The organism is Mesorhizobium waitakense, assembly GCF_056431085.1.
The window spans coordinates 34,403-58,402 of record NZ_JBWKME010000016.1 but is presented as its reverse complement, the minus strand read 5'-3'; the positions used below and the strand labels follow the sequence as shown (position 1 = coordinate 58,402).

Annotated in this window: 22 protein-coding genes and 1 pseudogene; 9 read left to right on the top strand and 14 right to left on the bottom strand. The window is 61.6% G+C overall.

The genetic code is table 11. From position 1 onward, the window contains the following. Positions 1 to 64: 64 nt before the first annotated feature. The 8 genes from AC07FD_RS02885 to AC07FD_RS02850 form a co-directional block, all read right to left on the bottom strand. Positions 65 to 484: an Ohr family peroxiredoxin gene (locus AC07FD_RS02885; RefSeq protein ID WP_478348562.1), complete on the bottom strand. Its 420-nt coding sequence runs from the start codon at positions 482 to 484 to the stop codon at positions 65 to 67. Between the two features lie 55 nt (positions 485 to 539). Then, positions 540 to 1,562, bottom strand: a complete 1,023-nt coding sequence (locus tag AC07FD_RS02880) for an alpha/beta fold hydrolase (protein WP_478348925.1) — start codon at positions 1,560 to 1,562, stop codon at positions 540 to 542. Positions 1,563 to 1,605: 43 nt separating this feature from the next. Beyond that, the gene (locus AC07FD_RS02875) at positions 1,606 to 2,724 is read right to left on the bottom strand and encodes a redoxin domain-containing protein (protein ID WP_478348561.1); all 1,119 of its coding nucleotides are present in this window, start codon (positions 2,722 to 2,724) and stop codon (positions 1,606 to 1,608) included. Positions 2,725 to 2,794: 70 nt separating this feature from the next. After that, a complete protein-coding gene (locus tag AC07FD_RS02870) occupies positions 2,795 to 3,391 on the bottom strand; it encodes a VOC family protein (protein WP_478348560.1) in 597 nt (198 codons plus the stop codon). Between the two features lie 279 nt (positions 3,392 to 3,670). Then, entirely contained in the window at positions 3,671 to 4,342 is a 672-nt protein-coding gene (locus AC07FD_RS02865; protein ID WP_478348559.1) for a VOC family protein, read from the bottom strand. Positions 4,343 to 4,397: 55 nt separating this feature from the next. Further along, positions 4,398 to 5,678 carry an epoxide hydrolase family protein gene (locus AC07FD_RS02860; protein WP_478348558.1) on the bottom strand — a complete coding sequence of 427 codons (1,281 nt, stop codon included), beginning with the start codon at positions 5,676 to 5,678 and terminating at the stop codon, positions 4,398 to 4,400. Then, positions 5,675 to 6,103: a DUF6130 family protein gene (locus AC07FD_RS02855; protein WP_478348557.1), complete on the bottom strand. Its 429-nt coding sequence runs from the start codon at positions 6,101 to 6,103 to the stop codon at positions 5,675 to 5,677. The genes AC07FD_RS02860 and AC07FD_RS02855 overlap by 4 nt, the downstream gene beginning before the upstream one ends. A gap of 87 nt (positions 6,104 to 6,190) precedes the next feature. Further along, positions 6,191 to 7,552: an epoxide hydrolase family protein gene (locus AC07FD_RS02850; RefSeq protein ID WP_478348556.1), complete on the bottom strand. Its 1,362-nt coding sequence runs from the start codon at positions 7,550 to 7,552 to the stop codon at positions 6,191 to 6,193. 224 nt (positions 7,553 to 7,776) lie between these two features. On the opposite strand from AC07FD_RS02850, the gene AC07FD_RS02845 reads away from it, so the two are divergent. Beyond that, on the top strand, positions 7,777 to 10,632 hold the full coding sequence (locus AC07FD_RS02845; protein WP_478348555.1) for an ATP-binding protein: 2,856 nt from the start codon (positions 7,777 to 7,779) through the stop codon (positions 10,630 to 10,632). Positions 10,633 to 10,738: 106 nt separating this feature from the next. Here AC07FD_RS02845 and AC07FD_RS02840 read toward each other — a convergent pair whose 3' ends face one another. Further along, entirely contained in the window at positions 10,739 to 12,283 is a 1,545-nt protein-coding gene (locus AC07FD_RS02840) for a bifunctional AfsR/SARP family transcriptional regulator/alpha/beta hydrolase (RefSeq protein WP_478348554.1), read from the bottom strand. A 224-nt stretch (positions 12,284 to 12,507) separates the two neighbouring features. Here AC07FD_RS02840 and AC07FD_RS02835 point away from each other — a divergent pair, with 224 nt between their 5' ends. Together AC07FD_RS02835 and AC07FD_RS02830 are read left to right on the top strand one after the other, a co-directional pair. Then, positions 12,508 to 13,197, top strand: a complete 690-nt coding sequence (locus AC07FD_RS02835; RefSeq protein ID WP_478348553.1) for an alpha/beta fold hydrolase — start codon at positions 12,508 to 12,510, stop codon at positions 13,195 to 13,197. Between the two features lie 102 nt (positions 13,198 to 13,299). Beyond that, a complete protein-coding gene (locus AC07FD_RS02830) occupies positions 13,300 to 13,842 on the top strand; it encodes a class I SAM-dependent methyltransferase (RefSeq protein ID WP_478348552.1) in 543 nt (180 codons plus the stop codon). A 75-nt stretch (positions 13,843 to 13,917) separates the two neighbouring features. Here the strand turns inward: AC07FD_RS02830 and AC07FD_RS02825 are convergent, their stop codons facing one another. Both AC07FD_RS02825 and AC07FD_RS02820 read right to left on the bottom strand, forming a co-directional pair. Next, positions 13,918 to 14,745: a L,D-transpeptidase gene (locus tag AC07FD_RS02825; protein WP_095089863.1), complete on the bottom strand. Its 828-nt coding sequence runs from the start codon at positions 14,743 to 14,745 to the stop codon at positions 13,918 to 13,920. Between the two features lie 173 nt (positions 14,746 to 14,918). Further along, positions 14,919 to 15,581 carry a haloacid dehalogenase type II gene (locus AC07FD_RS02820; RefSeq protein WP_478348924.1) on the bottom strand — a complete coding sequence of 221 codons (663 nt, stop codon included), beginning with the start codon at positions 15,579 to 15,581 and terminating at the stop codon, positions 14,919 to 14,921. A 156-nt stretch (positions 15,582 to 15,737) separates the two neighbouring features. Here AC07FD_RS02820 and AC07FD_RS02815 point away from each other — a divergent pair, with 156 nt between their 5' ends. The 4 genes from AC07FD_RS02815 (at position 15,738) to AC07FD_RS02800 (ending at position 19,054) form a co-directional block, all read left to right on the top strand. Further along, positions 15,738 to 16,616: a branched-chain amino acid aminotransferase gene (locus AC07FD_RS02815; protein ID WP_095089867.1), complete on the top strand. Its 879-nt coding sequence runs from the start codon at positions 15,738 to 15,740 to the stop codon at positions 16,614 to 16,616. Positions 16,617 to 16,791: 175 nt separating this feature from the next. Continuing rightward, positions 16,792 to 17,388: a superoxide dismutase gene (locus AC07FD_RS02810; protein ID WP_095089869.1), complete on the top strand. Its 597-nt coding sequence runs from the start codon at positions 16,792 to 16,794 to the stop codon at positions 17,386 to 17,388. A gap of 268 nt (positions 17,389 to 17,656) precedes the next feature. Beyond that, a complete protein-coding gene (locus AC07FD_RS02805; RefSeq protein WP_478348551.1) occupies positions 17,657 to 18,094 on the top strand; it encodes a c-type cytochrome in 438 nt (145 codons plus the stop codon). A gap of 9 nt (positions 18,095 to 18,103) precedes the next feature. Beyond that, complete coding sequence (locus tag AC07FD_RS02800) at positions 18,104 to 19,054, top strand: cytochrome c (RefSeq protein WP_478348550.1); 951 nt, start codon at positions 18,104 to 18,106, stop codon at positions 19,052 to 19,054. 96 nt (positions 19,055 to 19,150) lie between these two features. Here AC07FD_RS02800 and AC07FD_RS02795 read toward each other — a convergent pair whose 3' ends face one another. From AC07FD_RS02795 to AC07FD_RS02785, 3 genes are all read right to left on the bottom strand, one after another. Further along, the gene (locus tag AC07FD_RS02795) at positions 19,151 to 19,552 is read right to left on the bottom strand and encodes an SET domain-containing protein (protein WP_095089877.1); all 402 of its coding nucleotides are present in this window, start codon (positions 19,550 to 19,552) and stop codon (positions 19,151 to 19,153) included. A 193-nt stretch (positions 19,553 to 19,745) separates the two neighbouring features. After that, complete coding sequence (locus AC07FD_RS02790) at positions 19,746 to 20,372, bottom strand: LysE family translocator (RefSeq protein ID WP_478348549.1); 627 nt, start codon at positions 20,370 to 20,372, stop codon at positions 19,746 to 19,748. Beyond that, positions 20,369 to 22,492, bottom strand: coding sequence for a S9 family peptidase (locus tag AC07FD_RS02785; RefSeq protein WP_478348548.1), 2,124 nt, complete (start codon positions 22,490 to 22,492; stop codon positions 20,369 to 20,371). Before AC07FD_RS02785 ends, AC07FD_RS02790 begins: the two co-directional genes overlap by 4 nt. 149 nt (positions 22,493 to 22,641) lie before the next feature. On the opposite strand from AC07FD_RS02785, the pseudogene AC07FD_RS02780 reads away from it, so the two are divergent. Beyond that, positions 22,642 to 23,005 (top strand): annotated as a pseudogene (locus AC07FD_RS02780) (SH3 domain-containing protein). Between the two features lie 449 nt (positions 23,006 to 23,454). Then, complete coding sequence (locus AC07FD_RS02775; RefSeq protein WP_095089970.1) at positions 23,455 to 23,880, top strand: Ros/MucR family transcriptional regulator; 426 nt, start codon at positions 23,455 to 23,457, stop codon at positions 23,878 to 23,880. The last annotated feature ends 120 nt before the right edge of the window (positions 23,881 to 24,000 follow it).

Genomic DNA, 24,000 nt, shown 5'->3' with positions numbered 1-24,000 from the left:
TGATCTGACCCAGAACAGGCCGGGAGCGAGGTCCCTTCAACGTCGACGGGCGATTTAGGTCAGATCAGACGATCCTCGTTATGACATCGATGTTGCCCCGTGTCGCTTTGGAGTAAGGACAGATCTCGTGCGCTTCATCCACCAGAAGTTGTATGACATCACGCTCCAGATCCGGCACGGCAATATCCAGTTGGACGCTGAGAAAGTGGCCGTTTTCTCCGTAGTTCAGATTCACCTCGGCCTTGATGCTCACCCCTGCAGGCAGCGCGATTTTTCGTTCGTGGGCCGCAGATGCGATTGCGCTTGCGAAGCTGGCCGACCAGCCGGCCGCGAGCAACTGCTCCGGATTGGTGCCTATGCGCGCCGATCCGGGCGCCGAAAGCCAGATGTCCAGAAGGCCGTCGGAGCTGCGCGAGGCGCCATTTTCGCGGCCGCCCGTAGTTGCGGTCCTGGCCGTGTAGACAACCCTTGCGATGCGGCTCATGGGCATTCTTTTTGCTGGCAGCGGTAACCGCCGGGGGCGGTTACCGTGAACTCGATCAGGCGTCGACCTCGACAACGGCATCAGCGAAGGCCTGCGGCGCTTCCTGGGGCAGGTTGTGCCCGATGCCTCCGGTGACAACCCGATGCGCGTATCTCCCTGAGAACATCTTGGCGTACGCGCTGGCGTCCGGATGCGGCGCCCCATTGGCGTCGCCCTCGAGCGTGACCGTCGGCACGCCGATGACTGGTGCCTGCGCGAGTCGCTCCTCAAACGCGTCATATTGCTGCTCGCCAGCGGCCAGTCCGAGCCGCCAGCGATAGTTGTGGACCACAATGGCCACGTGATCGGGATTGTCCAAGGCCGCGGCGCTGCGCTCGAATGTGGCATCGTCGAAGTTCCACTGGGGGGACGCGAGTTGCCAGATCAGCTTGGCGAAATCTCGCGTGTATTTCTCGTAGCCAGCGCGGCCGCGATCGGTGGCGAGGTAATATTGATACCACCATTGCAACTCGACCTTGGGTGGCAGCGGCAGCTTGCCGGCTTGCTGGTTGCCGATGAGGTAGCCGCTTACCGAGACCAAAGCCTTGCAGCGTTGAGGCCATAGCGCGGCAATGATGTTCGCGGTGCGGGCGCCCCAGTCGCAGCCGCCAATCGTCGCCTTTTCGATGCCCAGTGCGTCCATCAGGGCGACAATGTCGGCGGCGATCGCCGACTGCTGGCCGTTGCGAATCGTATCGTGCGACAGGAAACGAGTCGGCCCGTATCCGCGCAGGTACGGCACGATCACGCGGTGGCCTTTCGCCGCCAGCCGAGGCGCGACATTGGCATAGGTGTGGATGTCATACGGCCAGCCATGCAGCAGGATGACGGGCGGGCCGTCGGCGGGTCCAAGCTCGGCATAGCCGACGCTCAACAGGCCGGCATCGATCTGCTTCAAGGGTCCGAGGGACGCCCCAACGGGCTCTCCCGTCGCCTCTTGCGCTTGTGCCGGGCCCATCAGGCCGAACTGAGTGGCGGCGAGAGCCATCGCGGTGGCGCCAAAGAACCGTCGGCGTTCTTGGTCGATCTCATCCGGGATATTGAACGAATGCATTTGAGAACCTCTAGTGTTGTCCGGACGATCAGCCAAACGTGAAGGCAAAGACCTCCACGCCCGAGTCGAGAAACTCGATCTCGAACTGGCGATCGACGATGGGTTTCGATTGTCGAATCAGCTGGTACAGGCGCTGCTCTGTCACTGCACCTTCGCCCTTTTCATTGACGTCGATGCCGTAAGCCGTGCCTGGTGGCTGTCCGTCGATCAGCACGCGAAATCTCACGGACGTTCCCGGCGATGTCGGACCCATGACCAGATGAAGGTCGCGTGCGTGGAAACGGTAGACGATGCGGCCGTCGGGCTTGTTCAGTACGGCGTTTTCTTTCCTTACCGTCCAATCGCCCGACAGCCCCCACTCATTCAGGCGTAACCGCGCCGGCAATTCGTAGGCATGCGGCTCGTCCAAGACCAGCTCGCCGCTGGATGCAAAATTCTGGGTGCGTTCATATCCGGAATAGTTCTCCGGAGACTTGAGGCTCTCCCAATCGGCCGCCGCTTCGATGCCGCGGGCATCCACCGATACAGGCTCACGATCGAATCCACCAGCGCCAGCCTCGGCCAGCAATTCCTGGATGACCATTTCCGATTGTTGGTATGACCCCTCGCCAAAATGATGATACCGGACACGTCCCCGCGAATCGATGAAATAGAGTGCCGGCCAATACTGGTTGCTGAAGGCCCGCCATATGAGATGGTCGTTGTCGACGGCGATCGGATAATCGATCCGCAGGTCTTTCGCCGCCCGGTGCACGTTGTTCAGGTCTTTTTCGAATGCGAACTCCGGGGCGTGGATTCCGATCACCACCAGACCATGCTTCCGGTATTTCTCGTCCCAGGCCTGAACGTAGGGAAGCGTGCGCAGCCAGTTGATGCAGGTGTAAGTCCAGAAATCGATGAGGACGACCTTGCCATGCACAGCCGACGCCGTCAGCGGCGGTGAATTTATCCACTCGTGCGCCGTTTCGAGCGAAGCAAGCTCCGATTTTTCCTCAAGCCGATAGGCAGAGAGTTCGTGAAGAAACGGAACCCGCATTGGTGTGGAGATTATGGACTGCGCCACGTTCGTGCCTCCTAGAAAACCGGCAATCGGAGCCCCGATTGCCATTGCGAGCGCCGCGGCGACCAGTACCTTGGTTGCTTTCATCAACGACGCCTTTTGGTTCGATCGATGTCGCCGCGCGGACGGTTCGAATGCGCACTGCGTGCCGAACCCTTCACAGCGGAAGCTCGTTGCCAGCCTGCTCAGCCACCATGTATTTCGCGTACCAGTCCGGCCAGTTCTCATCGCGCCGACCGCCGTTGCGCTTCTCGTGCTCGCCGTGGGCCTCCGACGCGCGTCGCAGCGCGGAAGCAAGATCCGCCTCGGAAGCGTAGGTCGTGGTGCTGGAGTCGATGCGACCGGGAAACCGGCTGGTGATTTCCTGAAGCAACCATTCGTTGCCGTCCGGATCTTTGAAGGTAGCGAATGAAGAGTAGCTGCGTCGCTGGGGATCGCGGCCTTTCACCGTTGGCTTGCCGGGGCCTTCGCGATGAAACGCCTCGCTGACCTCGACGCCGCGGCCGATAAGCTCGGCGCGAGCCGATTCAATGTCCGAAACGACAAGATAAAGTCCGCTTGCAGAGCCGGGCGCGACCGTCGTGATCCCGGTGCCGAAGTGTATCGAGGCCGGCGAGCCGGGAGGTGTGAACTGTATCCCACGGAACGTGTCTCCAACGACAAAGTCAGCGTCGAGTCTCCAGCCCAGCCCTTCGTAGAATTGCTTGGCGCGCTCTACATTCGAGACGGGAATGACAACAACTTCGAGCTTCATGTCGAGGATCGCGGCCGTTGTGTCTCAACTGCGATACTGCTGACGGTGCTAGTGATGTCCATATCTACCTCCTGCGTTAAGTTGCGTGAGAAGCTCGTCTCGCGTGCGGCTCGGGACAGAAGCCCGCTCCGCTCGTTTGAGATACATTTGTCGGAGCCGCCAGAACTCCATCATCAAGGCGTAGGACGTATTGCCATCGTGGCACCACGCAGCGTGTGTCGAATGCCGCGTGTTCTAGCCAGGTAAGCGCCGGCGACGCTGTCCGTTCAATCGAAGTACTCATGGCGGAAGCGGTTGGCCGGCGTGCTCCGCCACCATGTGCTCGGCGTACCACTCCGGCCAGTTCTCATCACGCTGGCCGCCTGTCCGCTGCTCGTGCCCGCCATGAGCCACAGATGCACGCCGAAGCGCGGCTGCGAGCTCGGCCGACGAGACAAATGTGGCGCCGTCAGCGTCGACGCGGCCTGGCGCTCGCGCAGTGACCTCCTGCAAGAGCCAGTTGTTTCCGGCCGGGTCGCTGAAGGAAGCCCACGAGGCGTAGCTGCGTCGTTCCGGATCGGGCCCGCTGACGCGCCCTTTGTCACCGGCATAGTGATACACTTCGCTTACGTCGACCCCGCGATCGGCGAGTTCGGCGCGTGCTGACTCGATGTCCGACACGACGAGTTCACCAGCGGTTTCGAGGATGTCGAGCTCGATACGAGCATAAGGACCCGGTGCAACGCCTGAGCCGAAGACAACCGAACACTGGGAGCCAGGAGGCGTAAACTGGATGATATGAAATTCGTCGCCTATGAGGTCGGCGTCCAGCCGCCAACCCAAGCCTGCATAGAACAGCTTGGCGCGGTCGACATCGGAAACTGGAATGACTACGACCTCGAGCTTCATATCGTGGGATCGTGGTTTTTGCGTCTCGACTGCGGTATTGCTGCGGGTAGTGGCAATCGTCATGTCTGCCTCCTCCGTTGAGTTTGATGGGAATGCTTCTTTGTGCCCTCCGGTCAGTTCAGTTTCTTCGCCGCAGCGACCTGAAGGCAGCGCGCAACTCGGCGGAGAAGAGCTCCGGCTGCTCCCACGCGGCGAAGTGGCCGCCCTTGTCGACCTCATGGAAGTAGATCAGGTTGGGGTAGGCGCGCCGGGCCCACGTCTCGGGGGCCTGATAGCCTTCTCCCGGAAAGACCGTGATGGCGACCGGCAGCGAGACTTCGTTGGTCTTTTCAGGGTCGGCAAAAACGGGACTGCGGCCGCCGCCGTACTCCCAGTAAATTCGCCCGGACGAGGTGGCGGTGTTCGTCAACCAGTACAGAGTTATGTCGTCCAGCACCTCGTCCGGCGACTTTTCAGGGTCGCTATCGTCGTAGGTCCAGCCTGAAAAGCCCGGATGCCCGAGCATCCACGCTGCGAGCCCCGCAGGGGAGTTATTGATGGCGTAGCCTATCGTCTGCGGTCGGGTGCCCATCATCGTGGCGTAGGATCTATTCCCCATCTTGGCGGCCATGCTGAGCGCGTCGAATGCCGTGCGCTCCTTACCCGTCAGGCCTGCCGGCACTGGTCCGCCGGTGGCGAGCACAGCGGCTATCTCAGGTGGTACGACAGCCGGCAGGTTGACATGGATGCCAAGAAGTCCTGCAGGGGCCAGGCGGCCCATTGCATTCGAAACGGGGGAGCCCCAGTCGCCGCCTTGGCCGACGTATTCTGTGTAGCCGAGGCGCTTCATCAGCTCTGCCCAGGCTCGCGCAATGCGCCCTGTACCCCAGCCGGTCTCGGTTGGCTTGCCGGAGAAGCCGAAACCCGGCAACGACGGCAGTACGAGGTCGAACGCGTCCTCAGGACTGCCGCCATGCGCGGTGGGATCGGTGAGCGGGCCGACGGTTTTGAGCAGTTCCAGCACCGAGCCAGGCCAGCCATGCGTCATGATCAGCGGCAGGGCATGGGGATGTTTCGAGCGAACGTGGATGAAGTAAATGTCCACGCCGTCGATCGTGGTCATGAACTGAGGCAGGGAATTCAGCTTCGCTTCCGCTGTCCGCCAGTTGTAGGCCGTGCCCCAATACTCGACGAGCGGCCTGATCTTCGCGAGCTGAATGCCCTGCGACTGGTCATCTACGGTCTCCCGGTCGGGCCACCGTGTTTCTGCGATACGGCCGCGAAGATCGTCGAGCGCTGTTTGCGGCACCTGAATTTTGAAGGGCCGGATCGAGCGATCCTCGACCGGATTTGCGAAGGCGGGCGCGGAGAGGGTGCAAAGCCCGAACACCAGCGCAGCCGCCAGTTGGTAGAGACTCATGGCTGCACCTTCTTGTCGGGAGTGTGGAACGTCATTGTTTGTTTAGTGAAGACATTGCCTTCGGGGTCCACCACCTCGATCAGGACCTTGTGCTGGCCGCCGGGCATGCCCACCAAGATGATGGTGTTGCTCTGACCGTAATCCGCCCACGCCCAAGGCAGGTCGTCGACAGTGACGTGCAGATGCCCGAGACGCGGAGACACGTTACTTGCGGCCGACCCACCCACAGGCAGGATGCGCAGATTCTCCACCCGGTACGGGATGAACACGACGCCGCCGGCCATTGGGCCCGGAAGCGGCGGCTCCACGATCAGCTTCGGCGCCGGCTCGTTGTCGAAGGGAACGACCGTGCTCTGGGCGAGCGCAGCGGTAGCGAGCACGGTGCAAGCCACAGCGGCGGCAAGCGTCTTGATGAGGGGGTTCATTGCAGTCGCTCCCTTCGGAAGTTCGCTACGCAGCTACCGCATGGCGGAAGATGACACACGTCCGGTGCGCCATCCTCCGCCAACACGTCAGGTCTGCAACGTCTTGAATGTTGCGCGCACCTCATCGGTGAAGATCTTCGGCTGTTCCCAGGCCGCGAAATGGCAGCCCTTGTCTGTGCGGCCGTAATGCAGAAGCTTCGGGAACGCGCGTTCAGTCCAGCTCTTCGGCGCTGTGTAGATCTCGCTGGGGTTCGCAGTGGCGCCGACAGGAATTGTGATGCCCTTGGCGTCGAAGAAGCCGGCCTTCGCCGTTTGCGAGTGTTCCCAATAGAGACGCGCCGACGAGATCGCCGTGTTGGTCAGCCAGTAGAACGTGATGTTGTCGAGGATGTCGTCGCGGGTAAGGCCCTCCGGCTCTCCGTCGAAGGAGCGGGCGATCAGCGCACAGCTGTCCGCATCGTGATCGAGGATCCACGCCGCCAGGCCGGCCGGTGAATCGACGATCCCGTAGAGCGTTTGCGGACGAAGCGCCATTTCGTTGGCGTAGCCCAGGCCGTTCTTGTAGAAAAACGCGACCTGCTCGTAGGCGCGCTTCTCGTCGGGACCGAGATCGGCAGGGGGCGGGCCGCCAGAGGCAAGCGCCTTCACGATCTCGGGCGGAATGGTCCCCGGCATGTTCGTGTGGATGGCGGCCAGTTCGGGAGGTGCGATCAGAGCCATCTGTTCGGTGATAAGTGCTCCCCAATCGCCACCCTGCGCGACATACCGGTCGTAGCCGAGGCGCTTCATCAGCACGATCCACGCCCGCGCGATGCGCGCTGGATCCCAACCTGTTTCGGTTGGCTTGCCGGAAAAACCGTAGCCCGGCATCGACGGGATCACCACGTCGAACGCGTCGGCCTCGGCACCGCCGTGCGCGGTGGGATTGGTGAAGGGATCGATGATCTTCAGGAGTTCGATGACCGAACCGGGCCAGCCATGCGTGATGATGACAGGCAGGGCGCCCTGATGCTTGGATTTCACGTGGATGAAGTGGATGTCGAGGCCGTCGATCTCGGTGACGAAATTCGGCAGCGCCTTCAACCGCGCCTCGCATCTACTCCAATCATATTCCGTTCCCCAGTACTTCATGAGCTTCTGCATCGTGGCGAGTTGCACGCCCTGCGTTGGCCCTACCGTCGCCGGGGTCGACCAGATCCGCCGGGAGGCTTCGTCGGATACGAGCTCGCGCTCGGGCCAGCGCGTAGCGACGATGCGCCGGCGAAGCTCGGTGAGCTCTTCCTGCGGGAAACTAACGGTGAAGGGGCGGATGCCATCGCTGGTTGATGCGGCGGCCTTTTGTGACGGGAGCAGGCTCGCGGCGCCTGCGGCGGCGATGCCGACCGCGGCAGCGCCCAAAAATCGCCGGCGATCCTGGTCGATTGTTTCGGAGGTTCTGGTCGTGTCCATGTGACTCTCCTAGGGTTGATGGATGCGATTTGCGCTGCTTGACGTACCCCCGGGAGATGGGATTAGCCCGTTATGCGTCGTGAGCTCTTGTTAGTCGCTGCCCCCCTGCCGCTTTTTTGAGCAGATAGGAGGCGCCAGACAGTGGAGACTCCCTATGGTGCGGGAGCGCTCCTTGACCTAAAGTAAAGCGCTGGGTGCAGGCGGCTCCCAAAAGCAGAGACGCCATGACGACAACGGCAAGTCAGGCCAAAGACAGATTGTCGTTTGGCCCTTTCTATTTGGCTGCGGGTGAAAGGCTCCTGACAAGAGAAGGCGCTCCCGTAGAGTTGGGCTCGCGCGCCCTTGAAATTCTCATCGTCCTGACTTCCGCGCCGAATGAAGTCGTCAGCAAGAAGGATCTGATGGCGCGCGTTTGGCCGGATGTGGTTGTCGAGGAAGGCAGCCTGCGGTTCCACATGACGGGACTGCGCAAGGCGCTGGGCGACGGAAAGGATGGCGCGCGTTACATCGCGACGCTTCCGGGGCGCGGCTATTGCTTCGTTGCACCGGTCTCGCGATTAGGCAGCCCACACGATGAAGCCCCGTTCGTCGCCGCCGGGTTTCCGCATGCGAATCTTCCAAACCGCTTGAGCAGAATGGTCGGGCGGGATGAGGACGTTCTCAAGCTGTCGGCGCAGCTGAATGCTTCGCGGTTCGTCACCATCGTTGGCGCCGGCGGTGTCGGCAAAACCACCGTCGCGATCGCAATCGGACATCATCTGATCGACGCATTTTATGGGGCAGTTCTGTTCGTCGATCTGGGAATGATCGGTGATCCCGGTCTGGTGACGACAGCCGTCGCCTCGATGCTTGGGCTATCCGTTCAAACAGAAGATGCCACGCCCAATCTGATCGCTTACTTGCGCAACAAGCGGATTCTCTTGATCCTCGATACCTGTGAGCATCTCTTGGATGCGGTGGCGCCTTTGGCAGCAAGCATTGTCGATGCGGCGTCACAGGTCCACATCCTGGCGACGAGCCGCGAGGTGCTTCGGGTCGAAGGCGAGCATATCTATCGGTTGGATGCGCTTGCCTATCCGCCCGACGAACCTGGCCTGACTGCGGCCGTTGTCCAGACCTTCCCGGCCACCCAACTGTTCGTCGAACGAGCGGTGGCAGGCGGCGCTCGTTTGGACATCAGCGATGCGGAGGCCCTGCTCATCGCAAGCATCTGTCGAAAGCTCGACGGAGTGGCGCTCTCCATCGAACTGGCGGCCAGGCGCGTCGAATCCTATGGGCTGCAACAGACCGCCGCACTTCTTGATCAACGCCTGACACTGCTGTGGCTCGGTTCGCGGACCGCGCCGCCGCGTCAGCAAACCCTGCAGGCGACGCTGGACTGGAGCTTTGGGCTCCTGACCGACCTTGAGCGCGTGGTGTTGCGCAGGCTCGCCGTATTCGTCGGTCATTTCACGCTCGATGCCGCGCTGGAGGTGGTGACGAGCACGCCCCTCGATCGATCGACCGTCCTGGGCGCCATGGACAGTCTCGTCGCCAAATCGATTGTGGCGACGCGTCCGGCCGGAGCGATGATGCGCTACCGGCTCCTCGATACCACGCGCGCCTACGTTCTCGATATCCGGATCGATGATGCCGAGGCTGCCGATCTGGCAGTGCGCCACGCCGCCTACTATCGGAGATGGCTGGAGCAAACAGGGATCGGATGGCCAAAACTGGGGACCGGTGAGGAACGGGCTCCTCACTTCGCCGCCATCAACAATGTTCGGGCTGCCCTGGAATGGTGCTTCGGCAACAACAAAAACACCGACATCGGCATCGGACTCGCCATCGCTGCCGCGCCGGTTTTCCTGGCGATGTCCTTGTTGCCGGAATGTCATCGCTGGTCCGAAAGAGCAATATTGGCTTTCGACGGTGCCGCCCTTGGCGGACTTGACGAGATGCATCTTCAGGCAGCTCTCGGCGTATCCTTCATGTTCATGCGGGGAGGACGCGACAGGGCGCGTGTAGCCCTGCAGAGAAGCCTAGCGATCGCCGAGGAGCGCGGCGATCCGCTGGATCAGGTGCGCCTGTTAGGTCCGCTCAATATGTTCCATCTGCGGACGGGCAATTTCGTAACCGCCCTCGAATTTGCAAGACGTTGTTCAGCCACAGCCGCCGGTCTGGAGGATTCGGTCGCGATCGCGCTTGCACACTCGATCCTGGGCATCTCGCTTCACCTGCGGGGTGACCTAGCGGAAGCGCGCGCCGAGCTGGAGGCGGCGCTCGACCGTGGGCCGCGCTCTCAGCGGACCACGACGATCTATCTGGGCTTCGAAGGCAAAATCCTGGCCAGGGCAATTCTGGCGAGGAACCTTTGGCTGCAAGGCCATCCGGATCAAGCCATGGCACATGCTCGGCAGGCAGTCGAAGAGGCTGCCGCCATGGATCATTCTCTAACGCTGGCGATCGCGTTGATCTGGGCGATATCGGTCTTCCTGTGGACGGGCGACCTGAAGAGCGCCGAGGCGTACATCGACATGCTCATCGCCCGCGCGGAATCCCATTCCATGACTCCTTACCTGCTGGTCGGTCGGGGATTCAAAAGCGAAGTCGCGATCCGTCAGGGCGATGCAAAAGGCGGTGTCGAGGACCTGCAGACGTCTCTTCAGAAGCTGCACGCGGCACCTTACGAATTGCTCACGACTCCGCTCAACCTCTCGCTGGTCAGGGGATTGTCCGCGATCGGTCAGGTCGATGAAGCAACTGCGCTGATCGACGAGTCGCTTGGCCTCGTCGAAAAGAACGGCGACCAATTGTACCTCCCGGAGTTGCTGCGGATGAAGGGAAGCCTCCTTCTCCAGTCGCAACGCAACCGCGACGAAGCTGCCGCCTACCTCATGCAGGCACTGGAGTTGAGCCGCAGTCAGCACGCGCGGGCATGGGAGTTGCGAACCGCAATCGACATGACGACGCTGATGGCCCAGCTCGGGGAGATCAATAGCGCTCGCGAACTCTTGCAACCGGTTGCGGCGCATTTTGTGGAGGGCCTGAATACGGCGGATGTCAAGGCTGCCGAACACCTGCTGGCGACGCTCAGGTAGAAGCTTCAATGCCACCGCCCCCATTGGTGTCGTCCGCTGTCGGCGCATTTCGACGGTGGCTCAGAAAATCGAATTCGTGATGGCCTTCACCGGCCCGCCTGAGCGATCAGCTACGTCGTGCAAACGCGCCAATGCTGTTAAGCAGCGGCTGTTGGTCGCCGACCCAGAACCAGTGATCGTTGCCGGCAACCTCAATGAACTTCGCGCCTGGGATGTTGGCCGCGAGGAAGCGCCCGGCTTCGATGCGAACGGCGCGGTCGCCGGAGCGGTGCAGAACCATCGTCCTTGCCGAAACCTTTGCAAGGAAATGACGGACATCGGTATCACGCAGCGCTTCCAGGAGGCCCGCGACCGCGCCGGGACTGGAGGCTGCCCTGAGCAACCCAGCCCACCAGGTCTGCGCCTGGCGGTCTGCGGCCAGGCTGGGGGCGAAAGTTTCGATTTCCGCCGGGCCACCCCAACTGGCGAGCAGTCGTTGCTTCCACAGATCGTATTGCGCGACGGTCAGGGCAAAAGGATAGTCGGGTGCGCGGCTGCCTTTCGCAAGGGAACCCCACAGAACAAGACCGATCAGGCGATCGGGGTGGTTTACGGCAAAACGGACACAACCCGGCCCACCTTCTGACGCGCCGATGAGCAAGGCCCTACGGCTACTGGCCGCGTTCATGACCGCCAGAATATCCTGCGCCGTCGCTTCGACGGTCGGGCGGGCACCGACACGATCGGAAAGTCCCATTCCTCGCCGGTCGAAAAGGATCAGGCGGCCGAGATGCGAAACCGCGGTGATCCAGGCGCGGCAGCTTCTGTCTTCCCAGATCCGCTCGACATGCGAAATGAAGCCCGGAACAAGCACGATATCCATCGGACCGCTGCCAACGATCTGGTAGGCGATATGGATGCCGTCCACCTCGACATAGCGCGTTCTGGGCACGTCCGGGGCGGCATCGTGAGATGGCTCACGCAGCAGGGCAAGCGTGGCTGGGTCCGGCGCTATGCCGAGTTCTTCCCGCAGCAACCGAACACAGGTGTCCCTTTGGCGCTCGGCTGCCGCCCTGTCCCCGGCCGCCAGGTGGGCACGGATCAGGTGACGGTGCGCACTTTCACTCAAAGGGTCCAGTCCCGTCAGGCGCGTCGCATGCACGACCGCGCTGCGAGGCTCACCGGCGGCGATCTTCGCTTCGATGAGCCGCTCCAGCGCCTGCACGAGCCGGCTGCGCAGGGCCTCGCGCCTGAAGAAGACCCATTCCTCGAATTCCGGACAATCAGGGACGGAGAAGCCGGCGAGATAGTCGCCCTTTAGCATGTCGGCTGCCTCGTCGAGAGGACCGACATTGCAGGCATGCTCGAAGACCTTGGAGTCGACCTCAACGGACAGCGCCGGGTGCAGGCTCAGGGATGTTCCGCTGGTAGCGATAACCTCACTACCGAACGCGATGCGGATTTTATACAGCGTGCGCCGAAGGCGTGCGCGTGCGGCTTCCTCGTCGGTTTCGGGCCACAGAAGCGTGGCTGCGACCTCACGCGCCACGGGCCCGGTGGCCTCGGCGAGGTAGACCAAAAGCGCTGCCGCCTTGCGCAACGCAAGTTCCACCCGCCGCCCGTTCAGACGGAACTCAGGAAAACCCAGAAGTCGGAACTCCAATCGCTCCATCGATCCGTATGCGGCCGCGCGGGGACGTTGAGGGGACGCCGGCCTTCTATCCACCCCAGGAGGTCGGGCCGATTGGGCCCAATCAGGAGACTTCCCTTGGAGCGAGAAATGTTACCGGTCAATACTCTCACCCATCATCGCACGTCCGAGGCTGTTGCCAGGGACGGCATCTCTATCGCCTACCAGGACCTCGGTCGCGGCGAGCGCTCGTACTGCTGCATGGCGTGACCGAAAACAGCGAGTCCTGGTACGAGGCGGGTTACGTCGACCAGCTGCTGCGGCGCGGGCGCCGGCTGATCCTCATCGATTGCCGCGGCCATGGCCGGAGCGGAAAGCCTCACAACCCGATTGCCTATTCCGGGCTCAGGCGGGCAGCAGATGTCGTTGCCGTGCTCGACAGAGCCGGCGTCCAGCATGCTGCACTGATGGGACATTCAATGGGCGGCGTGGTCGCGCTGGCCGTGGCTCTCTACCACCCGGACCGCGTCAGCGCGCTGATCGTCAATGGCGCGCATCCGTACGCGGAGGATCTCACCTCCCTCCGAGCGGCGCTCAAGAATGACTTCGAGACCTGGCTCGCCTCCTTGACGCAACTGGCCCCCGACCTTTCGCAGGCCGCAAGCCGGCGGATCCGGGCCAACGATCTCACCGCTGTTCGAGCAAGCCTTGCCAAGGACAGGCTAGATTTCTCGGCCGCCTTCGCGGGGCTGGGGATACCGGTGTTGGCAATCAGCGGCACGCTTGATCCCCGTTGCGACCCCGTCCGGAATTTCGCGGAACTGGCGGGCGGCGAGTTTCTGCCGCTCGCGGGCAAGAACCATGTCACCGCCTTCCTCGATGTCGACACCGTGGCGCCGGTGGTCGACGCTTTTCTGGACCGTGTCGGTGCTCAGAGCACAAGGCAAGGAGGATAGGTCATGTGCCAAACCTGTCTCTCCTGGTATGCACGCTGCATTGCTCCCTACGTCGTCCACGCCGGCTGTTCGGCCAACACATTCGCACACATGCGAAGGCGAATGATCCCGCGGGCAGAGGGCATTGTCGTCGAAGTCGGCTTCGGGTCCGGCCTGAACCTTCCCTATTACGACGCTGCCAGGGTCGAGCGGCTGATCGGCGTCGATCCCGACGGCACGATGCTCGGCCTGGCCGCACCGAAGAGCCGCTCCTTGCCGTTCGATGTCGAATGCCTCCGGGCCAGCGGCGAAAGCCTACCGCTGGCCGATGCTTTCGCCGACACGGTTGTCGTCACCTATGCCTTTTGTACCATTCCGGACCCTGAGATGGCGCTGACCGAAATCCGACGCATCCTGAAGCCGACGGGCCGGCTGATCTTTATCGAGCATGGTCAGGCCGAGGAGCCGCGTTGCCGCAGATGGCAGGAGCGCCTGAACAGGCTGTGGGGGCGGATCGCCGGCGGCTGCCACCTCAATCGCGATCCGTTGCTCTTGATCCGCGGGGCGGGCTTCAGTCTCGTTGAAGAGGAGCGCGGGCGGTTCTCGCTGCCCTTCTGGCAATTGGGAAGCCACTACGCCGGCGTCGCGGCACCCCCGACAGGTTGACGGCCTTCTGCAAAACCTGCACGTCCGAAAATGCGCACGATGCTCGCATGGCTCTTCCGCCACGCACCCCGCGGCTCAGAAAATCGAATTCGTGATGGCCTTCACCGGCCCGAGCAGGACCGATCCGTCCGGCACGCCGGCGTCGATCGGAATAGCCCGGCGGTTGGCCGTTGCCACCATTGGCTGGCTGACATCGCTGGTCACGATCACCGGTGTCTTCGAAGGCACGCGGTCGTAGAGATCGATGATGTCCTGGTTCATCAGGCGCACGCAGCCTGACGAGACCGACTTGCCGATTGACTTCCATTCAGGCGAGCCGTGTAGGCGGTAGAGCGTGTCGACGTCGCCTTGGAAGAGGTAGAGAGCGCGCGCCCCGAGCGGATTCTTCAGCCCGCCCGGCATGCCGCCATTTTCGGCGCTGTATGGCTTCAGTTCCGGCTGCCGGGCGACCATTTCATCCGGCGGCGTCCATTTCGGCCATTTCTGCTTCCACTGGACGACGGCGTCGCCGGACCATTCGAAGCCGGCGCGGCCGAGGCCAACGCCGTAGCGGATCGCCTGGCCGCCCTGGCGCACGAGATACAGATGGTGCCCGGTCGTGTCGACGATGATGGTGCCGGGTTTCTGTCCCGTCGGATCGGGGACGATCTGGCGCAGGAACTGCGGATCGATCCTCTCGAACGGTATTGGCGGAAGGTCGAAGCCGCCGTCGCTGACGGCCGCGTACATCGTCGCATAGTCGGGCAGCGGCGGCTCGACATAGGTTGGCGGCGGTGGCGGCTCGACCGGTTCCGGCCCGGTGGTGGCGCATGCGGAAACCGCGATCGAAGCGGCGCCCAATGCAGCGGCGTTGAGAAAGCCGCGACGGCTCAGGCGAAAGGATTCGATTTCGGCTATGGACATGGTTGCCTTCTTTAGGTGTCAAATCGCAACAAAGGTTGAAACGCCGACTGCTGCGTGGGTGTCTGACAACACCCGGCGCGATAGGCGGTTCCGATTCTGGCCCGAACGTGGACAAACAAAGGCGAAGCTGTGACTGCGCCGCCACTGTGGCGTCAGAGACACAGCTTTGCAACCTAGCTGCCGGGCACCAATGCTTCGAGCGATGGCAGGATCAGGGCCGGTGGAAAGTCCCGGTACTCTTCCAGCTGGTTGGAACGGTTGATCCAGACCGTGCGAAAGCCGAATTTGGTCGCACCGGCGATGTCCCAGCGATTGGAGGACTGGAAGGAAACCGCGTTGGGATAGAGGCGCCAGCCGGTGGTGACCATGTCGTAGACCGCCGGATCGGTCTTGAAGCGCCTGACCGTATCGACCGAATAGATGTCGTCCAGAACCTGATCGAGCGCGGCGGACTTGACCGCTGCCTGCAGCATCTCGGGCGAGCCGTTGGACAGGATCGCCAGTTTCGCTCCCGAAGCCTTGAGCGCCTTGAGCACGGCCGGCACTTCGGGATAGCAATCCAGCCGCCAGTAGGCGTCCAGCAGTTTGGCCTTGAGGCCAGGATCGGCCGAGGGAACCTTGCGCAAGGCGAAATCGAGCGCCTGTTCCGTCAGTTGCCAGAAATCGGCATAGGCGCCCATCAGTGTACGCACCCAGGAGTATTCGAGCTGTTTGGCGCGCCAGATTTCGGACAACAATTGGCCGTCCGGGCCAATCTGGTCGGCATGACGGCGCACGGCGGCATGGACGTCGAACAGCGTGCCGTAGGCATCGAAAACATAGGCGGCGTATTGCATGGCAACAGTTTTGAGGCGAGGCACGACAAGGTGCAAGCTTTGATTGCACCGCGCTCGCCGCTGGCCTCAACAAAACTCCGCAATGCCGGTTGACGGCGCCCGCCAAAGCATCTTCCAATGGCTGTCACACGAGATTGATCGGGACGGGACAACGCGATGACACTGGCGGCTGAGGCACTATCTGCGACATGGACTTTCGTCGATGGTGATTGGCACGAGGGCAATGTCGCCATTCTGGGGCCGCGCAGCCACGCCATGTGGCTTGGCACCAGCGTGTTCGACGGCGGCCGCTGGTTCGAAGGCGTTGCCCCCGACCTCGACCGCCATGCCGCCAGGGTGAATTCCTCTGCGATTGCGCTCGGCCTCAAGCCGTCGATGACCGCCGACAAGATCGTCGGGCTTACCTGGGACGGGTTGAAGAAGTTCGATGGCAAGACAGCCGTCTACATCAGGCCGATGTACTGGGCCGAGCATGGCGGCTATATGGGCGTGCCGGCCGATCCTGCCTCGACCCGTTTTTGCCTTTGCCTCTATGAGTCGCCGATGATCCCGCCGACCGGCTTTTCGGTGACCGTATCGCCGTTCCGGCGCCCGACCATCGAAACCATGCCGACCAATGCCAAGGCCGGCTGCCTTTATCCCAACAACGGCCGTGCCATTCTCGAAGCCAAGATGCGCGGGTTCGACAACGCGCTGGTGCTCGACATGCTGGGCAACGTCGCCGAGACCGGAACCTCGAACATCTTCCTGGTCAAGGATGGCCATGTCCTGACGCCGGCCCCGAACGGCACCTTCCTGTCCGGCATCACCCGCTCCCGCACCATGACGCTGCTCGGCGAGTATGGCTTCAAGACTACCGAAAAGACCCTGTCGATACGGGATTTCCTGGAAGCGGACGAAATCTTTTCGACCGGAAACCATTCCAAGGTGGTGCCGATCACGCGCATCGAGGAGCGCAACCTGCAACCCGGGCCGGTGGCCAAGAAGGCGCGCGAACTCTATTGGGATTGGGCGCATTCGACGTCGGCTGGCTGACGCGTCCGGCCTGGCTTTTTGTCGCTGCGCGGTTCGTCGTCGGAAAACCGTGTGACAGTTTTCCGCTACCCGCCTAGAAAGGGAACCGGCGCTTCATTCCGGAGTTGTCCGAGCTCAATCCAGACCTATCTTAGTCCGGTATCGACACCGGATTTTCCACGAGGGAGTACTACCCATGGCTTTTGAATTGCCCGCTTTGCCTTACGACTATGAGGCCTTGCAGCCTTACATGTCGAAAGAGACGCTGGAATATCACCACGACAAGCACCACAAGGCCTATGTCGACAACGGCAACAAGCTGGCCGCGGAAGCCGGAATGGGCGATCTGTCGGTGGAAGAGGTGGTCAAGCAGTCGTTCGGCAAGAATGCCGGCCTCTTCAACAATGCCGCCCAGCACTACAACCACATCCATTTCTGGAAATGGATGAAGAAAGGCGGCGGCGGCAACAAATTGCCCGGCGCCCTGCAGAAGGCAGTCGACAGCGATCTTGGCGGCTACGACAAGTTCAAGGCCGATTTCATCGCCGCCGGCACGACGCAGTTCGGCTCCGGCTGGGCCTGGGTTTCGGTCAAGGACGGCAAGCTGGCGATCTCCAAGACGCCGAATGGCGAAAACCCGCTCGTCCATGGCGCGTCGCCGATCCTCGGCGTCGATGTCTGGGAGCATTCCTACTACATCGACTATCGCAACGCCCGGCCGAAATATCTCGAGGCGTTCGTCGACAGCCTGATCAACTGGGATCACGTGCTCGAGCTCTACGAAAAGGCCTGATGCATGTCGCCCAAAAGTGCACAGCGGTTTTGGGACCACAAGGTGCACGAAAACAAGGGGCCAACCGCATCGTTCGGGTCCCTTTTGGCGCGACGCATTTGATGTCCTGATCGATCTGCAGAAAAGCCCCGGCACCCCGGGGCTTTTCTTTTGCTGTGGCGCAGCAAATTCATCCGAGGCGAAGGGAATATTCCGCCAGTCGCATCCGTTAACGTCCTGTCCCGAAATGCCCTCATCCCCAAAATTCCTTCATCATGGAGCCAATTGAATGAGAAAGCTTGTCATCGCCATCTCAATGCTCGCCCTCGCGGCGTCGGCGGCCTTTGCCGACCCGATCCTCGATCGGCAGGCTCTGATGAAGGAGCGTGGAAAGATCGTCGGCGGCATTTCCAAGGTGGTAAAGGGCGAGGAGCCTTTTGATGCCGCGGCTGTGCTGACGGCTCTGCAGGCACTGCAAGCGAATGCCGAGAAGGTCGATGTCGACGCGCTGTTCCCGGCCGGCAGCGACACGGGCGACACCACGGCTGCGCCGAAGATCTGGGAAGACATGGCCGGCTTCAAGGCGGCCAACGACAAATTTATCGCCGACGTCAAGGCAGCGACCGCTGCCCCTCCCGCAGACGTCGACACGTTGAAGGCGCAATTTGACACCATCGCGTCCAACTGCGGCACCTGCCACCAGACCTATCGAGTGAAAAAGGGCTGATAGCGGGCCATGCCCTGGCTGAAAAAGCTCGTCGGCACCCTCGTCGTTCTGGGCGGCGTCGGCGCGGTTGCCGGGTGGGTCCTGTCGGCGCCGGTGAGGCTCGACAGCGAGACCCTGGCTAAGCTCGGCCCCGGCGACGTGGCCAGGGGCAAGCGCATTTTCTATGCCGGCGGTTGCACCTCGTGCCATGCAAAGCCGGGGTCGCAAGGCGATGCCCGGCTTCAGCTGGTGGGTGGCCTCGCGCTCAAGACGCCGTTCGGCACCTTCGTGCCGCCCAACATTTCGCAGGACCCCAAGGACGGCATCGGCGCGTGGTCGGTCGAGGACCTCGCCAATGCCATGCTGAAAGGGGTGTCGCCGTCGGGCGAGCATTTTTATCCGGCGTTTCCCTATGCGTCCTACGCACGCATGAAACCGGCTGACATCGCCGACCTCTATGCCTTCCTGAAAACGCTGCCGGCCGTCGCCGGCAAGGCGCCCGGCAATTCGCTGACGTTCCCGTTCAACATCCGCCGCGGCATCGGCCTTTGGAAACGGCTTTATCTCGGCGATCAGCCGGTCGTTTCGCTTCCCGAAGGCACGCCTGATCCAGTGATGGCTGGTCGTTACCTGGTCGAAGGGCCGGGTCACTGCGGCGAATGCCACACGCCGCGCGACTTTGCGGGCGGGACGAAGAAGAACGAGTGGCTGGCGGGCGCCGTGGCCGCCGAAGGCAGCGGCATCGTGCCCAACATCACACCGGGCGAGGGCGGCATCGGCAACTGGTCCGAAGCCGACATCGCCAATTACCTCGAGACCGGCTTCACGCCCGATTTCGATGCTGTCGGCGGCGCGATGGTCGACGTGCAGAAGAACATGGCCGAACTGACCGCGGGGGATCGTGCGGCGATTGCCGCCTACCTCAAGGCGATCCCGCCGCATCCAAACGGCTATCCGGCGCGCAAGAAGACCGCGAACTGACGCATGCCGCCCAAACTGCTCAGCGGTTTGGGTCAACGACGTGCATAAAAACAACAGTTGAAGCGCCGCGCGCGGCTCTCGTCAGGTGCGACGCTTTCAGTTGTCGGACGCCGGGTGGCGGTCGCCCAGAAAGTCGAAGCCCGTCTCGAAGAAATGGTTGTAGTTGCAGGTCAGCTCCTCGCCGGGTGCGATGTCGCGCAGCGCAAAGCTCTCCTCGGGCGAGGAGACGTCGCAATTCGGCTCGTCGGCATGGTTCATGTAGCGCGCATCGTCGGCTTCGAAGACGATGAAGTTCGGGTCGCGCCTGTCGGGATAGGAATAGCGGTCGAGATAGCTCTTCACCGACCCGCTCTCGCGCTCATAGGTCTCGACCTTGATGAGCCGGTCGAACCTCGGATCCAGCTTCCAGATCCGCGTGCCGCGGGGAATGCGGTTCCTGGCAAAGACGCCGATGCCCTGGATGGGCGATTTGTCGAGATAGACGTCGACGAGCAGCATAATGGACCTTTACGCGATTGGGGCTGTAGTGGCCTCACAGAAGCCGTGCACTGGGTAGCGCGCAGCCATTGCAATTGCGAGCGGAAAATCCGCTTCACATGGCTGGAACAGAAGCGTCATAAGGGACCATGCGCAAATCAAAAAATGATGACCGTGAGCGGCCGGCGGCGCAGTGCCGACACCTCGCTTCGCGTCAGCGTTGCTGCAGTGCCAGACGGACGCCCAAGGCACAGTAGATGCCGCCGACAATCTTGCCTTGCCACTTTGGCACCCTCGGATTTCGGCGCAGGAAAGTGCCAAGCCGACCGGCGCTCACTGCAAAGACGACCGTGCTGAGAAGACCCAGCATGACGAAGATGACCCCTAGTGTGGTCAACTGAAGCATCACCGACCCATTTTCAGGCCGCACGAACTGAGGCAGGAACGCAAGGAAGAAAAGCGCGGTCTTGGGGTTGAGCACTTCGGTCAGGATAGCCTGTCGAAACGCCTTGCCGGCGGAGATGGCAAGCGCGCCGGCAGCCGGGTTGGCCGGTGTTTTCTCGATGATCGCGCGAATGCCGAGATAAACGAGATAGGCGGCGCCAATGTACTTTACGATGCTGAACAGCGCCGCCGAAGTGGCGATGATCGCCGATATGCCGACCATGGCCATGACGGTGTGAACCACGTCGCCGGCTGCGATCCCGGCACCGGTCGCTATGCCCACCTTCGTTCCGGAACTCGTTGCCCGCGCGACGGTAAGGAGGGTGGCTGGGCCTGGAATGAAGACAAAGCCGAGCACAACCGCGATGTAGGTTGTCAATGTTGACAGATCGATCATTGGCGGATCCCTCCTGCAAGCTGCGCCTTGCCCATCACCTTCAGTGCGAAGGAATAAGTATAGGCGATCTCCTCCAGTCGCGAAAACCGGCCGGAAGCGCCGGCGTGGCCCGAATCCATGTTGATCTTGAACAGCACGGGATTGTCGCCGCTCTTGCGGTCGCGCAGCCGTGCCACCCATTTGGCCGGTTCCCAATAGGTGACGCGCGGATCGGTGAGGCCGGCCAGCGCCAGGATTGGCGGATAATCCAGCGCGGCGACATTGTCATAGGGCGAGTAGGCGGCGATGGTTCGGTAGTCGTCGGCGGACGCTATCGGGTTGCCCCATTCCGGCCATTCCGGCGGCGTCAGCGGCAGGCTGGCGTCGAGCATCGTGGTGAGCACGTCGACGAAGGGCACCTCGGCGACGATGCCGCCAAAACACTCCGGCGCCATGTTGGCGATGGCGCCCATAAGCATGCCGCCGGCCGAGCCTCCTTGCGCGACGATGCGGTCATGCGTTGTGTAGCGCTCGGCAACGAGGTGGCGCGCACAGGCGATGAAATCCGTGAACGTATTCATCTTGTGCGCCCGCTTGCCGTCATCGTACCAGCCATAGCCCTTGTCCTTGCCGCCGCGGACATGAGCGATGGCAAAGACAAAGCCGCGGTCGACCAATGAGAACCAGTTGGTGTTGAATGCGGCCGGCACCGTGATGCCATAGGAGCCGTAGCCGTAAAGCAGGCAAGGTGCGGATCCATCCAGCGGCGTGTCGCGGTGGTGGAGAAGCGAGATCGGCACCAGTTCGCCATCGGCGGCGGGCGCCATCAGCCGCCTGGTGACGTAGTGATCCTGGTCATGGCCGGAGGGCACTTCCTGGGTCTTGAGCAGCACCCGCTCGCGCGTGCGCATGTTGTAATCAAACACTTGGGCCGGCGTCGTCATCGACGAATAGGAAAAGCGCATGATCTCGGTGTCGTACTCATAAGAGCCCGACAGGCCGAGCGAGAAGGCCTCCTCGTCGAGGGACAAAAGATGCTCCTCGCCGCTGCTGCGGTCGCGCACGACGATGCGCGGCAGGCCTTCCCAGCGTTCGAGCCGGACCATGTGGTCCTTGAAGCCGATCACCGACAGGATCAGCCGGCCAGGTTCATGCGGCACCAGTTCCTGCCAGTTGGCGCGCACCGGATCGCTCGCCGGCGCGGTCATGATCTTGAAATCCTTGGCGCCATCGGCATTGGTCAGGATGAAGAAGATGTCGCCGCCTTCTTCCAGATCATACTGAAGGCCGGTCTCGCGCGGCGAGACCAGCTTCGGTTCCGCAAACGGGTCGCTGGCGGGCATCAGGCGGTATTCCGAGGTCTCGTGATCGTTGATGCCGATCATGATCCATTCGTTGTTGCGCGTGCCGTCGACATTCATGAAGAAGCCGGGATCGCTTTCCTCATAGATCAGCCGGTCGCTTTCAGGGCTTTGCCCAAGCGCATGGAACAGCACCTTGGACGGGCGGTGGTTGGGATCGAGACGCGTGTAGAAGAAGCCGTCATCGCCGGCGTTCCAGACGCCTGAACCGCCCGTGTCGGGAATCCGGTCGGCGAGCTCCCTGCCATCGTCAAGGTCGCGCACGCGAAGCGTGTAGAATTCGGAGCCCTTGTCGTCGAATGCCCACAAGAGCTTGCGGTGGTCGGCCGAATGGTCGACGCCGCCAAGACGGAAATAGGCCTTGCCCGTCGCTTCCGCATCGCCATCAAGCAGGATCTGCTCGGCGCCGCCGTCGCGCGGCATGCGGAAATAACGCGGCTGCTCGCCGCCAAGCTTGAAGGATGAGCCATAGGCATAAGGTCCGTCCTTCATCGGCACGGAGGAATCGTCTTCCTTGATGCGGCCCTTCATTTCCTTGAAAAGCTGCTTCTGCAACTCGGCCGTGTCGGCCATCAGCTTCGACTGATAGGCGTTCTCGGCCTCGAGCTCGGCGCGGATCCCCGCATCGAGCAATGACGGATCCCGGAACATCTCCTGCCAGTTGTCGGCCCGCAGCCAGGCATAGTCGTCGGTTCGCGTGATGCCGTGATGCGTGTCGGAAACAGGCCGTTTCTCGGGCGCTGGCGGGCTGACGTGCGGAAATGCGGAAGTGCTGGTCATGCGTCTCGCTTTGCCGATATCTTGAATGGGGAAGCATCTTGAATGGGGAACTATCTTGAATAGCGAATGAACACGCCCATCAGGTCGGGTTCAAGAGTCGCAGCTTAAGGGTCGTGTCGGCTCCAGATGATGGGCCGGGAGGAGAGATGATGAATATATATCCTCGGATTGCAGCAGCTTTCGCCGTTGCTTCGCTAACTCTGGCTTCTACCGGCCAGTCTCATGCGACCGTATTCGCGGCTTGGCAAGTGGCCAATGTGCCGTTCGGTGACACGCTCAATGTGCGCAAATACCCTTCGGGCACATCCCAGAAACAGGCGGCGTATCCGAACGGAACTGTTCTGCAGATGACCGGACGATGCACCGGCGGGATAAGCCTGCTCGACATCGCCAATCAACCGGCGTGGAAGCAGGAACAGTCGCTATCGCTGGTGCGAAGTTTGGCATGACCCGGCCCAGAACGGCAACTTCGTCACTGGCTGGGCCTATGGCAAATACATCACGCCGCATTGACTGACCTGGCAGCGACTGATCCAAGCCAGTTCACATGACCGGCATGTCGCCTGGTTGCTTGCGCAGGACATGCGGCAACCTGTGGTTTTGTGGACAGGTATGGGCAACCAAGCTTGCCCGTGCGATTGCCAAGCAAAATCAAGCATTGAAACCTGCTTTGTGAGTTATCGCGAATGTAACGACGAACTGACGTTGCGTCAGCGGTTGCTGGTTGGCGGGCGAAATATCGAAAAATTACAAAATGCACGAAAGGTTGAAGCTAATCCGGGAACAATTGATCAACATTGTTCAATATAGCGCAAAGACCGAATTGACTTACTTGATCAGCAGGGTCATTGATGTGCACGCGACACGAATCGCAGAAGCTCTACCTGCATAAAATTCGCGCGATGCCCTGCCTGAAAAAAAAGGGCGCACACTGACGTAACTCTTGTTGGGGCCTGATGACCATGGATATTGTCGAAACACCTTCCAGAAACAGCGATGCGCTGATCGAATTGACCGCCGATGTGGTGGCCGCCTATGTCAGCAACAATCCGGTGCCGGTCGGCGAATTGCCGAACCTGATATCCGATGTCCATGCCGCGCTCGGGCGCGTGGGTGGAACTGCCGAACAGCCGCCTGCCGACAAGCAAAAGCCGGCAGTCAACCCGAAGCGCTCGGTTCATGACGACTACATCGTTTGCCTTGAAGACGGCAAGAAGTTCAAGTCGCTGAAGCGTCATCTGATGACCCACTACGACCTGACGCCGGATCAGTACCGCGAAAAGTGGAACCTCGACCCGAGCTATCCGATGGTTGCACCCAACTATGCTGCTGCGCGGTCCCAGCTTGCCAAGAAGATGGGTCTCGGCCGCAAGCGCAAGGCGCGGTAATCGCTGCTCGCCAGATCGGATCGACAGCAACGGCGCCTTCGGGCGCCGTTTGATTTTGTGTGAAAGGGTTTTCCATCCGGAATTGCGTCAAGATGACGAAGTAGAGCGCTTCTATGCTCC